Consider the following 13,699-nt stretch of genomic DNA (forward strand, 5'->3'; position numbering starts at 1 on the left):
GTTCGCCTCGGAGCCGGAGTTGTTGTAGTAGACCCTTGAAAGGCCTGGCATTTTCTCGATCAACCGCTTGGCGAACAGGGCCCCGGGGATCGAGCCCGCCGAGCCTGCGAAGTAGTTCAGCTTGACCAGCTGTTCACGCACCGCATCGGCGATGCTTTCGCGCCCGTACCCGACGTTCACCGTCCACACCCCGCCCGACACGCCATCGAGATAGCGCGTGCCCGTCGCGTCCCAGACGTGAATGCCCTTGCCCTCGACGATAACCCTAGGATCTGTGGTCTCATAGGGTTTGTGCTGCGACATGTGGTGCCATACATGGGCGCGGTCGGCCTCGATGATGCCCGAAATGTCGTTTTCGTTGAGTGCGCCGTCCATGGTGTGTCCCCTGATTTGCAGCGAAATTCAGGTAAGCCTAGGCGGCGCTTGCGGCTTTGGCAATCGGGGGTGGCGCCGCAGCACGGCGCTGCCTAGTCTGGGGCGAAACGCGCGCAGAAACCGGCACGGTATCCGAACGGTATCGTGACGGTATCACGTCGGTACTGCGCCGCAGCATTTTCACGGAGCCGCTTTGCCATGGACACTGTCAATCGCACCTTTCTGACCGAGCTGTTCGAGGCGGCCGTCGCCGCCGCCGACCCCGCCGAGGCATTGCGGGGCCACCTGCCGGAGAAACCCGCCGGGCGCACGATCGTGATCGGCGCAGGCAAGGGCGCGGCACAGCTGGCGGCGGCGTTCGAGGAGGCGTGGGAAGACCCTGTCGAGGGGATCGTGGTGACACGCTATGGCTACGCGGTGCCCTGCCGGCACTTGGAGGTGATCGAGGCGGCGCATCCGGTGCCGGATCAGGCGGGGGCAGAGGCCACGCAGAAGGTGCTGGCGCTGCTGGACGGGCTGAGCGCGGACGACCTGGTGGTGGCGCTGATCACGGGGGGCGGGTCGGCCCTGCTGGCGGCCCCGCCAGAGGGGCTGACACTGGAGGACGAACAGGGGCTGAACCGCGCCTTGCTGGCCAGCGGCGCGCCCATCGGTGCGATGAACGCCGTGCGCAAGCAGGTCAGCCGGGTCAAGGGCGGGCGGCTGGCGGCGGCAGCGGCCCCCGCGCGCGTGGTCAGCCTGATCGTGTCGGATGTGCCGGGCGATGCCCCATCCGAGGTGGCGTCGGGTCCGACGGTTCCGAGCCGGACAGGCCGCGCCGAGGCAATGGCGGCGATCCGCACCTACGGCATCGCGGTGCCGGAACGGGTGCGGAGCTTTCTTGAAACGGCGCCTGAGGATGCGCCAGCGCCGGACGACGATATCTTTGCCCATAACGAGGTGCGGGTCATCGCCAGCGCCGCGAGGTCGCTGGAGGCGGCCGGGGCGCTGGCAGAGATCAGGGGTATTCCGGCGGTGATCCTGTCGGACGCGATGGAGGGCGAGGCGCGTGAGGTGGCGCGGGTACAGGCGGCCATCGCGCGCGAGGTGCTGCGCCGCGACCGCCCCTTTCCCAAACCGGTTCTGATCCTGTCGGGCGGCGAAACGACGGTGACCCTGCGTGGCAAGGGCCGGGGCGGGCGCAACAGCGAGTTCCTGCTGTCCTTCGCACTGGAAATGGAGGGCTGGCAGGGGGTCGCGGCGATTGCGGCGGATACCGACGGCATCGACGGATCCGAAAACAATGCCGGGGCCTTTGCCGATGGGAACAGCACCGCCGAGATGCGCGCGGCGGGGGTCGATCCGGCCGAGGCGCTGGCGGGCAACGATGCCTACACCGCCTTTGAGGCGGCAGAGCTGATCTTCGCGCCCGGTCCGACCGGGACCAATGTGAACGATTTCCGGGCGATCCTGCTGCGCTAGGAGGATCGGCGTTTGAGGGACAAAACGCGCGCGGACTCTGCCGGGCTTTCGGGGTAGGCGGGATGAGACGATAGCAAGGCGCCGCGGGCCTGACACGGGCAAGGGCGCGGCACCAAGAGGCAGGCGACGGAATGGACGGCAAGACCGATGCGGGCGGCGGACCCAAGACGCCCGAGGCGACAGAGTTTGGCGGCGGCATCGCGCTGCCCTTGCTGGTGGCGGCGACGCTGTTCATGCAGAACCTCGATGCCTCGGTCATCACGCCGGCGATCCCCGACATGGCGGCGGGGTTCGGTGTGGCGCCGGTGGATCTGAACATCGGGGTCAGCACCTACATGATGACGGTGGGGATCTTTATCCCCGCCTCTGGCTGGCTGGCACAGCGGTTCGGCGCGCGACCGGTTTTCCTGCTGTCGATCCTGATCTTCACGCTTGCCTCGGCGCTATGCGGGATGAGCCACACCCTGCCGCAGTTTGTCGCCGCGCGCATTCTTCAGGGGCTGGGCGGTGCGATGATGGTGCCCGTGGGGCGGCTGGTGGTGTTGCAGATGACACCCAAGGACCGGCTGATGAGCGCGATTGCCTTGCTGACATGGCCGGGATTGGTCGCGCCGGTTCTGGGGCCGCCGGTGGGCGGGCTGATCATCGACAACGTCAGCTGGCACTGGATCTTCTGGCTGAACCTGCCGCTGGGGGCGCTGGCGCTGCTGGTGGCGCTGCGCATCGTGCCGCAGGTGGCGCGCCAGCCGGACAAACCGTTCGATCTGCCGGGGTTCATCCTGCTGGGGGCGGCGGTGTTCTGTCTGCTGTTTGCCGCCGACATGCTGAGCGGGGACGAGGTGAACTGGCTGCTGGAGGCGGTTCTGGCGGGTGCGGGCCTGATGCTGCTGGCCTTGGGCTTGCGCCACATCCGGCGGGTCGAACAACCGGTGCTGCGGCTGGAGGCGATGCAGATCCCGACGTTCCGGGTGACGATCCTGGGCGGGACGCTGTTCCGCCTCGGGATCAACGCGGTGCCGTTTCTCATCCCGCTGATGTTCCAGCTTGCCTTCGGCTGGAGCGCCTTTCGCGCCGGGCTGATGCTGATGGCGGTGTTCCTGGGCAATATCCTGTTGAAACCCTTTACCTCGTGGATCCTGCGCAGATGGGGGTTCCGGCGGGTGCTGGTGGTCAATGGCGTGCTGAACGCGGGCACCATTCTGGCCATGGTGCTGATCGGCCCGACATGGCCCTTTGCGGTGCTGATCGGGCTGCTGGTGGTGGCGGGGATGACGCGGTCGATGCAGTTCACGGCGCTGAACACCATCGCCTTTGCCGATGTCGAACAGGCCGGGATGAGCGATGCCAACACGCTGTTCTACACGGTCGTGCAACTGTCGCGCGGTGTCGGGATTGCCCTTGGCGCGATCGGCTGGCGGTTGGGTGAGGTGCTGTTCCCCGAGGCAGGCGAGGTCGCGGCGTTCCGCTTCGCCTTTGCCATCGTCGGGGTGATTTCGCTGCTGTCGGTGGTGGATTGCTGGCGGCTGGCGGGCAATGCGGGTGATGTCGTGTCCCGTGGCAGTCGCAGGCGCGCCTAGGTCGTCAGCATCCGCAAGCCCTGCGTCACATCCGAGCGTACCGCCAGGCGCAGGCCGGGTTCATCGCCGGCCTTGAGCGCGGCGATGATGTGGCGGTGGAAATGCGGCGCCTCGTTGCGGCGCATCTTGCCATAGAGCTTGCGCATCGTCGGGCCGAGTTGCAGCCAGACGGTTTCGGCCATGGCCAGCATCGCCGGGGCCTGGGCGCGCAGGTAGAGCGTGCGGTGAAATTCCAGGTTGGTGCGGATGTAGCCGACCGAATCATGATTCTCGACCATGGAGGAGATGGTGCCGTTGATCGCTTGCAGCCGGTCGATCAGCGCCATGTGGGCGCGGGGAAGGGCGCGCGAGGCCAGCTCGACCTCGATCAGGGAGCGCAGGGCGGCCAGTTCCTCGATCCGTTCATTCGACAGGTCAGGCGTGGCGACACGCCCGGAGGAGGACAGCGACAGCGCCCCTTCGGCGACAAGACGGCGCACGGCCTCGCGTGCGGGGGTCATCGAGACGCCGAATTCCTTGCCGATGCCGCGCAGGGTCAGGGAGAACCCCGGCTCGATCTCTCCGTGCATGATGCGCGTGCGCAATCCGCGGTAGGTGCGGTCATGGGCCGAGGGCGAGGGATCGGGGCGGGTGTTGATCAGCATGAAGGCGATGTGATCACAAAATGCGGTTGCGTCAAGGGTGCATGATTTCGCGGTCGGCAGGCGTCAGCCGTCAAAGCGGTAGCGGTGCAGGTCGGCACCATTGCGGCGCAGCCAGATGCGGGGCGGGCGGTAGTCGCCGTAAAGCCGCTGCACGACGTTCCAGAAGTCCTGCGAATGGTTCATCTCGGCCAGGTGCGCCACCTCATGTGCCGCTACGTATTGAAGAATTTCCGGCGCGGCCAGGATGAGACGCCAGGAATACATCAGCGCACCATCCTGCGTGCAGGACCCCCAGCGGGACCGCGTGTCGCGCAGTGTCAGCCGGGAATAGGGCAGGCCGAGCTGCGCCGAATAGTGATCGGAGGCGGCGGCAAGCCGGTCGCGGGCAAGGGCGCGCAGGTATCCCGACAGGCGTGCGGGAACGCGATCCGGATCGCCCGGCACCTCGATCCGGTCCGGCAGCAGGCGCACCGAGCGCCCCGTGCCGGCTGTGATCACACGCGTGATCCCTTCGACCGGAAGGGACGCACCGGTCAGGGGCACGACATCTTGGCTGCGCGCAGAGAGGTGTCGGCGCAGCCAATCTTCCTTTTCGGCAGCGAAATCCAGCGCGGCGCGGTCCGGCAGATGGCTGGGCAGGGTCAGCGTCACGCGGCCGTCCAGCGACGACACGCGCAACGAGATCCGGCGCGCGCGCGCCGAGCGGCGCAGAATAAGCGGCACCGGGGGGTTGCCCGGCAGGACGTGCTGGCCCATATGCTCTCCCGTTACGTTTGCGGTAAGTGGCGTCAAAAGGTTTTGACACCCCCCGGTCGTTATGGCAGGTGGCGCAGATCGTGGACAAGAGATGTCAGCCAAAAGGGGAACCCAAATGCCCAAGGAAGAATGGGGCACCAAGCGTGTCTGCCCGACCACAGGCAAACGGTTCTATGATCTGAACCAAAACCCTGCAATCAGCCCCTACACCGGCGAAGTCGTGACGCTCGACACCGGCAAGAGCCGGATGATCGCAGCCGACAACGAAGACGCCGTGACCAAGAAAGCCGCCGCCGCCACCAAGGCAGAGGCCGATGACGACGTTCTGGACGATGATGATGTCGATGTCGATCTGGGCGATGATGTCCTGGAAGACGACGACGACGATGATAACGTCTCGCTTGACGATATCGCGGACGTCGCAAACGACGACGACGACTGAGCGAAAGCAAGGTCGGATCTGTGGTGCCAGAGGGGTGCTGCAAAGACTTCGCCGGGGGCGCGATTTTTCGCTTGATCCCGCCCCGGGCTTCCCATAGATAGCGCCGCACAGGGTCGAATGACCTTGTAGAATGGGGCCTTAGCTCAGCTGGGAGAGCGCCTGCATGGCATGCAGGAGGTCAGCGGTTCGATCCCGCTAGGCTCCACCATTCTACCTTCATATTACCGACAAGCGACGCGCCGGCCCTGGATGTGGGTGGTTGCGCGATTTCGCATGTCTGGTGCCGTTTATCCCTGATATTTCCGCCGCTCGTGGCCTGTGGTGCTTAGTCTGCCCGCGTGGGCGGTTGGCGTGGTGCGCCTGTTACCGGGTGCGCCTGTCGAGGTGACACGGGGCAGAGACGTCTTGCGGGGCGGTGGCGGACCCTCCCCCCCCGGCGCACGGGATTCGGGCCAGGGCAGCCGGACTACCTGCTGGCCAGGAACGCCCCGATCCGCTGGGCCATCTGGGGGGTGGCAGGGGTGTAGACCATCATCGTCAGGTCAGGTCGCCCCTTGACCGAAAACGATGAGAAGTCGAGTTCGATGGGGCCGATCTCTGCGTGATGAATACGCTTGATCCCTTCGCTATGGCCGCCCACTTCGTTCTCGCTCCACAGGGTCGCGAATTCCGCGCTCATCTCGCAAAGCTCCTCGACCAGCTGACTGACTTCGGCGCTGGCACCCGCGCGCGCGACGTCGGCCCGAAACGATCCGACCAGCGACCGCGCAACATGTAGCCAGTCCTGCTGGGCGACCTTGGTCCGGGAGTCGGTAAAGATCAGCCGCATGATATTGCGCTGCTTTGGCGAAAGCTCGGCATAATCCTTGAGAAGCAAGACCGCGGCCTGATTCCACGCGATAACATCCCAGGTGGCCGAGATGATCATCGCGGGGCTGTGGGGGATGGCGTCTAGAACCGCCTGAAGCCGCGGGGTAATGACGGTTTCGGGCTGATAGTGGGCACCGCCGGGCGGATGCCCGAAGGCGAGGATATGCAGGTGTTCGCGTTCGGGTTCGGTCAGCATCAGGCCGGTCGCGATCCGTTCCAGCACGTCCGCCGACGGCGCGCCGCCGCGCCCCTGTTCCAGCCACGTATACCACGTCGGGCTGATATTGGCACGCTGGGCGACCTCTTCCCGGCGCAGACCGGGCGTGCGGCGGCGGCCCCCGGCAAGCCCGAAGACCGCCGGGTCAAGGCGCATCCTGCGGTCGCGCAAAAACGTACCGAGGGGGTTGTCGGTGGGGGGTATCGGCATCCTGTTGCTTTTTATACCAGTATAAGGTCACTACTTTAATAGGATAAAGTTTAGCGCGACATGACTCTTCGAACAACAACGGAGAGTGAAGATGCGTATATTCCTGACAGGGGCGACCGGGTTCATCGGGTCACGGATTCTGCCCGAGCTGCGCGCGCGGGGGCATGAGGTCGTGGGGATGACACGATCCGAGGCCGGCGCGGCGGCGTTGGTGGCCGCCGGTGCCGATGTGCATCGTGCCAGCCTGGAGGACCTGCCCGCGATCGTGGCCGGCGTTGCCGACGCGGATGCGGTCATCCACACTGCCTTTGACCATGATTTTTCCAATTTCGTCGAGAATTGCGAAAAGGATCGCCGTGTGATCCGGGCCCTTGGTTCTGCGTTGAAGGGGTCCGATCGGCGATTGATGATCACCTCGGGGACGGGCATGGGCGATGCCGGGGACGGCCGGCCTGCGACCGAGGCCGTGTTCAGCCAGAGCCATCCCAACCCGCGCATCGCGTCGGAACAGGCGGCTGCGCGGTTGCTGGACGAGGGGGTGAACGTTGCGGTGATGCGTCTGCCGCAGGTGCATGACACCGTCCGTCAGGGTCTGATTTCGCCCTATATCGATATCGCGCGGGCAAAGGGCGTCGTGGGATATGTTGGTGCGGGCGACAATCGGTGGCCGGCGGCACATGTCACCGATGTGGCGGCGCTTTACGCGCTTGCCTTCGACAAGGGCGATGCCGGGGTCCGCTATCACGCGGTGGCGGAGCAGGGGATTTCGGTGAGGTCGATCGCCGAGGTTGTGGGGCGGGGCCTCGGGATGCCGGTTGTGTCCGTGCCCGAGGCGGACGTCGCGGCGCACTTTGGCTGGTTCGCGGGGTTTGTCGGACTGGACATGCCCGCCAGCAGCGCCGCGACCCGCGCGCAAATAGGCTGGTTGCCGACCGGGCCGGACCTGCTGACAGACCTGGAAAACATGGACTATGCCGTGCCCTCGGCGCAGTGATTTTCCTTGTCCGCGAGGCGCGTGTGCTTGCCGGGGGCGTCGTGTCGGTCGCCCCCGGCCTGTGGGGCGCCCTTGGCGTTTGGGATGTGGCTGATGTGCTGAATCGTGCTATTCCAAGGGGCGCCACCGATCGCATGAGGCCCGGCGCTGTCGGGAAGACGTACAGGTGGCGGGCGGGCCTTGGCGGGACGGGGTTCGCGTCCGGGTGCGAGCAGCCGTGTGGAAAGCGCGAAGGGGTCACTTATCATGGAAGCAGGGTCGGAGCGTCGTTTGGCCGCCTGTCATTGCAGGGCGGTGCAGTTCGAGGTGCAGTTGACGGACGGGCTCAGGACAATACGCCGCTGTTCGTGCTCCTATTGCCGTATGAGAGGCGCGATTGCCGTGTCTGCGCCGCTGGATGGGCTGACATTCCTGGCGGGAGAGGACAAGCTGAGCCTGTACCAATTCAACACGAAGGCGGCGAAGCATTTTTTCTGTTCGATCTGCGGGATTTACACCCATCACCAGAGACGCTCCGATCCGACGCAGTTCGGGATCAACGTGTCCTGCCTTGAGGGCGTGAGCCCGTTCGATTTTCCCGAGGTCATCGTGAACGATGGCGTCAATCACCCATCGGATATGCCCTCGGCACCGCGGGTGGCAGGTGTCCTGCGCTTTAGCGAAAATTGATATGGCCGGCCCGGCGACAGGGCGCGCGCTGTTGGGGCAACAGGCGACCGGCAGGGCCGTGACCGGTCCTGATTTCGGTCCTGGGCGCAGGGCCGCCCGCTGCGATGTGCCCTTCTTCGGGATGCCGCGTCGGCGGACGGGCATGGCAAGGGGCATGTTCTGCAAGCGAGAAGGAATGATTGAGAAAGTCTTAATCGAATCTTAAGCAGTGATGAAGACACTCGACTCGTCAGGTTTTCCATGCAGACTTGGCCAACGCTGTCGGAAGGGAGGCCGTGCTGTCGCGTTCCCCGACCGAATATCCGTGAACCGCCAGGTTTGGCACTGCGGATGCGCTGCATGGTACTGGTTACGATTTTCCGGGGGAGAGCCCCCGAGCGGGAGTAAGGATGCGTCGGAGATGTTTCCGAAAGGCGGATGACGGCATGTGCAGCGGCGCAATGACCGCTGGTGGTGTCATTTTCGCCCCCGGCGTATCGCGATTGCATCGGGGCCGAACTGGCGTGGCCGGAGTGCGCCGATGATCCGTATCGACAATAGCGAACAGATCGAAAAACTGACCGGCAACCTGCCGGACCTTATGAATGCGCTCAGCACCGCCGCGACGCTGGCCGAAACGGTGACGGGCGCGCGCACGATCGTGCTGCACCTGTGTTCGGGGTTGTTGCCCGATGTCGAAGTGACCGACTGCATTTCGGGCGACCCCGAGGACGTGGCGGCGCTGCGCAAGATGACCAACGCGCTGACCGACCGGTACGAGCCGCTGGGCCGCATGGCACGACAGGACCCAGATGCGCAAAGCTATGCCGTCTGCCAACTGGGCGAAACGCAGACGCGGTCCGGGATCGGGCGGGCGCTGTTTCTGCGGACAGGCGAATGTATCGGCGCCGTCGGGATCGGCCTGCCGGAAAACGGCAGCGATGCCCCGCCGCCCGCATTGGATCAGGTGGCGGCGAATTTCGAATTTCTGCTGGATGGCTGGTGGGCGCGTTTCGCGCTGGAACAGGATCTGTCGGACAGCCGCAAACGAGCGCTGCGGCTGCAACGGATTTCCGAGACGGACCCGCTTACAGGGCTTGAGAACACCTCGACCTTCGAGGGGAAGGTGCGCGAACGGCTGACCGATCCGGACCAGCCTTCGGCGTTCATCCTGATCGATATCGATCATTTCAAGATGGTGAACGATCTGTACGGCCACCAGTTCGGGGACACCTACCTGAAGACCGTGTCAAAGGCGATCTACGATTCATTCCAGTCGGGGTCGGTCGTGGGGCGTCTGGGCGGGGACGAGTTCGGGGTGCTGACCGATCTGCCGAAGCTGGGGGACAGTTACCTGCGGTCGCTGTTGTCGCGCTGTCGCAACACGATCCTGCGCGCGACGGCGTATCTGAACAAGCCAGAGCTGGGCCGGGTCAGCATCGGCGCGGCGCATTTCCCCGATCATTCGACGGAATATGAACACCTGTACCAGAAGGCCGACCTGGCGCTTTATGCCTCCAAGGCGTCGGGGCGGGGGATGGCGACTGTCTATAGCGAAGAGGTCGGCAACCGGTTCGATCAGTCGGAGCTGGCCAAGACGTTTCAGACCGCCTGTCGTGCGGGGCAGGTGGTGCCGTATTTCCAGCCGATCATCGACCTGGCCACCGGCGAAGCCCGCGCTTTCGAGGTATTGTGCCGCTGGGAGAACCCCCGCCACGGGGTGATCACCGCCGAGATGTTTTCAGCGATCTTCGAGGACCATAACCTTGCCACTTTGCTGACGCGGCACATGATCCAGAGCGCGTTGAAGTATTTCTCCGAAGGCCAGCGCAGTCTGAAAGTGCCCGCAAAGATGTCGTTGAACGTCACCTATTTCGACCTGATGGATCGGGAATTCGTGTTTGATTTCCAGGCAGCCCTGTCGGATTTCAACGTCGATTGGTCCTCTATCATCATCGAGGTGCAGGAAACGGTCGTCATGGGGGAACAGAACGGCCAGGTGTTTCGGTCGCTGGAAGAGTTGCGGCGGCGCGGCGCGCAGATCGCGCTGGACGATTTCGGCACCGGGTATGGTGCGTTGCGGCATCTGAAGAACTGGCCGGTGGATATCGTCAAGATCGACAAGTCGTTCGTGCGCGATCTGTGTACGGATTACCGGGACCGTGCCATCGTCAGTTCGATCATCCGCCTGGCCAAGGAACTTGGCTTCAGCGTCGTGGCGGAAGGGATCGAGACCCGCGACCAGTCAACGCATCTGGTCGCGATGGGATGTGAATTCGGTCAGGGATTTATCTATGGCCGTCCGCAGGGAACCATGGGGTTCGCAACGCGCCTGATGCGGGACTGAGGCAGCCTGGCCGGGCCGTCTTGTCTTGCACCGCGTTCGAATGCGCCCGGTGACGATGAGCCCTGTGGCAACGTGGTGTCAGGCCGGGATATCGCCATTGCGCGCCGAGGCTGCAATCGCGCTGGCCATGTCGGCGACACTGACGGGCTTGCGCAGGAACGTGCCCCTGGTCGATGGATCTATCCCCGGGGCCGGTGCTCCGAAACCCGACATGAATACGACGCTGATACCGGGCTGATACCGGCGCAACATGTCGGCAACCTCGTATCCATCGTATTGCCCGGGCAGGTTGATATCGGTCACCAGCACGTCAAAGGGGGCCGTGTCGGTGGCGTTTTGCAGCAGGGTCGCAACCTGTGCGCCGCTTTCGCACATCTCGATTTCGGCCCCCAGGATCCTGAGGGATTCCGCCAGGATCTCGCCATAAAGGGGGTCATCTTCCACGACCAGCACCCGCAGGCCTGCCAGGCTGATGCCGATGCTTGTCAGCGTGGACGCGGCAGGCTGCACCGACCGGGCGTCCCTGGGGCCGATCCGGGGGGTGCTCTCATCGGTTTTGCTGCCGGCAGAGGGGCGGGAAGGGGCGTGGCGGTCGGGAATGCGGATGGCGTCTGACCGCTGGATCCGGTGCGGGTCGGGTCGGTCGGGCGCGTGCGCCGTGGGCAGCATAAGGCGGGCGGTGGTGCCATGACCCTCTTGTGAGGAGAGTTCGAAGTGCCCGCCGTTATCGTGCGCAAAGGCCAGCGACGTGGCCAGGCCGAGCCCGCCCTGGGTGTCCGAAGTGGTAAAGAACGGCTCGGTCGCGCGGGCGAGCACCTGCTCGGACATACCGGGGCCGTTGTCGATGATGGTGATGCAGGTGACCTGGGGGCGGTCCTCGATGCAGACGAGGATTCGGCCGTTGCGACGCCCCGAGGTGACGATGGCGTTGCGCGCATTGATCAACAGGTTCAGCAAGACGGCATTCAGCGCGCCGGGGTCGCATTGCACCCAGAACGAAAGGGGGGGCAGTTCGCATTCCACCAGCAGCTCTGGTGGCATCAGCTTGCGCGACTGTTCGATTGCGTCGGCCACCGCGATCGTGACGTCAAAGACCGGCCCCGCGCTGGTCGCGACAAGGTGCGGGGTCGTGCCGTCGGTCATGGCATCCGTCAGGCCGATGCCCTTTTCACAGGCCTTTCTGATGGCATTGAAATAGCGCCGTGTCATGTTGGGGTCATCACGCAGCAGACCGGCATCCGCCGACAGCCGGATCGCACCGAAGATGTTGCGCATGTTGTGGGCCATGACTTCGGGTATCTGGCCCCGTGACATGGTCGGAGTGATTGTGCCCAGCGACAGTGCCGGGACCGCCCGGTCTGCGGTACGGTCCTGGACACTGACCACGAACAGGTCGCCGTCGTGCCCATCGGAAAGGGGCCGGGCCGAAAAGTGCAGGATCTGTTCGTTGCCAGCGGCATCCAGGCAGCCGAGTTCGATCGCCTCTGGTGGGGCCTCGGTCCGTAGCCGCGCGTCGTTCTGCATCCGTGACATCGGATGCCGTGGGGGGGTGTTGTGTGCAGACAGGAAAAGGGCTGCGGGCCGTTCGGCAGGCCGCAGGACGCGCCGCGCGCCATCCAGCGTGTGGAAGGGCGTGTCATAGAGCCATGCGGCGGGCGAAGCGGCCTCTGATATGCGGGCAAGGTCGGCGGCACGCTGGTTGGCGAAACGGACTTCTCCGTGCTGATCCAGCAGGAAGACGGCTGTGTCCTGCCCATCGAGGACGCGGCGCAGCATCTGTTCATCCAGCCGGTCCGGGCGCAGGCGCGCCGGTGGCAACCGGAGGACGAGGACCACAGCACAGAGCAGCGTCAGCGCGATGGTGATCAGGCCGAACTGGAAATGCGTCACATCCAGGGCGGTTTCCAAGCGGACCAGCGGCAATCGCCCGACCAGCAGGGGGAGGATGAGGACCAGCGGCAGCAGCCGTCGCGCCACCTGGCCAGAGGGGGCGAACAGACGCGCGACCCAACCCTTGCTTGCGTTGCCAAGGCAGAGGGCGACAAACATCGCTGCAAGGCACAGAAGGCCGGGCAGGCCGAGGGCAGGAACGATCGCGAGGGCCTGGCCGGCGGTGGGATCGAACACGACCCCCTGGATCATCGCAAAGCTCAGGATCAGACCGAGGCCAGACCCGGCGCGGCAGATCCGGCCCAGCCCCGTATCGAGCGGCGGCGTGGCGAGTGAAAGTGTCATCGCGCAGAAGGCGGCCAGCAGCAGGCCCAGTGTCTTTGCCATGGCCACACCTGGCAAGGTGGGGAGGGGGGCGGAGAGACCGGCCGCGCCGAGACCGAGATCGAGCCCGAGCCCCAACAGTGCGACTGCGCCGGCAAGAGCGCCGAGGACGCCGCCGATCAGACGCCATTGTCGCCCGGTCGTGGTGGTGGTGGCCAAGATGATCGCCAACGCGGTCAGCACAAGGCTGGCGGCTGTCGTGGGGGGCATACCGGCGGAACCCGCAGGCGGGCCGGGCTGTAGCCCGATGCCTGTGCTCTGACCGCCGATCAGATATGTCAGCGCGACCACACCTGTGGCCAGCGCCAGGCCCGATGCCCAGGACCGCAACGGCAGGTCTGGTCCACCCTTTGCGCGGTGGGGCGCCATTGGTGCGTCATCACTGGACATTGGCGAAGTCTAACGATGTTTCTGCAAATCACACAGAAAATTTCGTGAAGATCACCGTGACAGGCAGTGCAGGGGGCGCGCTGCCCCAGGGCGTCAGTGCGCGAACTGGCGGATCAGACGTTCCAGATCCACCAGGCTGGCGGTTTTGGTGACCTTGGCCTGTGCCTGGCGCAGGCCCTGTTCGAACACGGCGGATTCGATGATTTCGGAATTGCCGGTGATGATGATGACCGGGATGTCGGGATCGCAGGCCCGCACCGCATGTATCAGGGTGATCGCCCCGCCGCCGCGCATCAGAACGTCCAGGAACACGATATCATACTGGGTGGTGCGCAAGGTTGGAACGACCTCGCTGCCCTGCTGAACCCCCGTGACACGATGGCCGAGCGCGCGCATCCCGTCGCAGAAGGCGGCAAGGTAGTCAGGATCGTCATCGGCGATGAGAATGCGTGCCAAGTTGATCTCCTTGTCATTTCCCGGTTGGGTTGCGCTTT

Annotated in this window: 12 protein-coding genes and 1 tRNA gene; 7 read left to right on the forward strand and 6 right to left on the reverse strand. The window is 64.9% G+C overall.

Annotated elements, in window-relative coordinates:
• Positions 1–375, reverse strand: a 375-nt coding sequence (locus DL237_RS15780; protein WP_147405367.1) for an aminotransferase class III-fold pyridoxal phosphate-dependent enzyme, incomplete at its 3' end; no start/stop codon positions are given.
• Between the two features lie 198 nt (positions 376–573).
• Between DL237_RS15780 and DL237_RS15785 the strand changes: the two genes are divergently transcribed.
• Together DL237_RS15785 and DL237_RS15790 are read left to right on the forward strand one after the other, a co-directional pair.
• A complete protein-coding gene (locus tag DL237_RS15785) occupies positions 574–1,836 on the forward strand; it encodes a glycerate kinase type-2 family protein (protein ID WP_119400059.1) in 1,263 nt (420 codons plus the stop codon).
• Positions 1,837–1,967: 131 nt separating this feature from the next.
• Positions 1,968–3,413 carry an MFS transporter gene (locus DL237_RS15790; RefSeq protein ID WP_119400060.1) on the forward strand — a complete coding sequence of 482 codons (1,446 nt, stop codon included), beginning with the start codon at positions 1,968–1,970 and terminating at the stop codon, positions 3,411–3,413.
• Here DL237_RS15790 and DL237_RS15795 read toward each other — a convergent pair.
• Together DL237_RS15795 and DL237_RS15800 are read right to left on the reverse strand one after the other, a co-directional pair.
• Entirely contained in the window at positions 3,410–4,057 is a 648-nt protein-coding gene (locus DL237_RS15795; protein WP_119400061.1) for a GntR family transcriptional regulator, read from the reverse strand. The two genes, DL237_RS15790 and DL237_RS15795, sit on opposite strands and share 4 nt — an antisense overlap.
• A 63-nt stretch (positions 4,058–4,120) precedes the next feature.
• Positions 4,121–4,813 carry a M48 family metallopeptidase gene (locus DL237_RS15800; protein ID WP_119400062.1) on the reverse strand — a complete coding sequence of 231 codons (693 nt, stop codon included), beginning with the start codon at positions 4,811–4,813 and terminating at the stop codon, positions 4,121–4,123.
• Positions 4,814–4,928: 115 nt separating this feature from the next.
• On the opposite strand from DL237_RS15800, the gene DL237_RS15805 reads away from it, so the two are divergent.
• On the forward strand, positions 4,929–5,255 hold the full coding sequence (locus DL237_RS15805) for a TIGR02300 family protein (RefSeq protein WP_119400063.1): 327 nt from the start codon (positions 4,929–4,931) through the stop codon (positions 5,253–5,255).
• Between the two features lie 132 nt (positions 5,256–5,387).
• A tRNA-Ala gene (locus DL237_RS15810) sits at positions 5,388–5,463 on the forward strand.
• Positions 5,464–5,721: 258 nt separating this feature from the next.
• Here DL237_RS15810 and DL237_RS15815 read toward each other — a convergent pair.
• Positions 5,722–6,552, reverse strand: a complete 831-nt coding sequence (locus tag DL237_RS15815) for a helix-turn-helix transcriptional regulator (protein WP_199672119.1) — start codon at positions 6,550–6,552, stop codon at positions 5,722–5,724.
• A gap of 91 nt (positions 6,553–6,643) precedes the next feature.
• On the opposite strand from DL237_RS15815, the gene DL237_RS15820 reads away from it, so the two are divergent.
• From DL237_RS15820 to DL237_RS15830, 3 genes are all read left to right on the forward strand, one after another.
• Positions 6,644–7,546 carry an SDR family oxidoreductase gene (locus DL237_RS15820; RefSeq protein WP_119400064.1) on the forward strand — a complete coding sequence of 301 codons (903 nt, stop codon included), beginning with the start codon at positions 6,644–6,646 and terminating at the stop codon, positions 7,544–7,546.
• A 246-nt stretch (positions 7,547–7,792) separates the two neighbouring features.
• Entirely contained in the window at positions 7,793–8,215 is a 423-nt protein-coding gene (locus DL237_RS15825; RefSeq protein ID WP_119400065.1) for a GFA family protein, read from the forward strand.
• 520 nt (positions 8,216–8,735) lie between these two features.
• The gene (locus tag DL237_RS15830) at positions 8,736–10,541 is read left to right on the forward strand and encodes a putative bifunctional diguanylate cyclase/phosphodiesterase (RefSeq protein ID WP_119400066.1); all 1,806 of its coding nucleotides are present in this window, start codon (positions 8,736–8,738) and stop codon (positions 10,539–10,541) included.
• Positions 10,542–10,619: 78 nt separating this feature from the next.
• Here DL237_RS15830 and DL237_RS15835 read toward each other — a convergent pair whose 3' ends face one another.
• Together DL237_RS15835 and DL237_RS15840 are read right to left on the reverse strand one after the other, a co-directional pair.
• Positions 10,620–13,184 (reverse strand): ATP-binding response regulator, encoded by a 2,565-nt coding sequence (locus DL237_RS15835; protein WP_158585660.1) that lies wholly within the window; start codon positions 13,182–13,184, stop codon positions 10,620–10,622.
• Positions 13,185–13,298: 114 nt separating this feature from the next.
• Positions 13,299–13,661, reverse strand: coding sequence for a response regulator (locus DL237_RS15840; protein ID WP_119400068.1), 363 nt, complete (start codon positions 13,659–13,661; stop codon positions 13,299–13,301).
• Between the last annotated feature and the right edge of the window lie 38 nt (positions 13,662–13,699).

Source organism: Pseudooceanicola sediminis (assembly GCF_003575965.1).
Classification (GTDB): domain Bacteria; phylum Pseudomonadota; class Alphaproteobacteria; order Rhodobacterales; family Rhodobacteraceae; genus Pseudooceanicola; species Pseudooceanicola sediminis.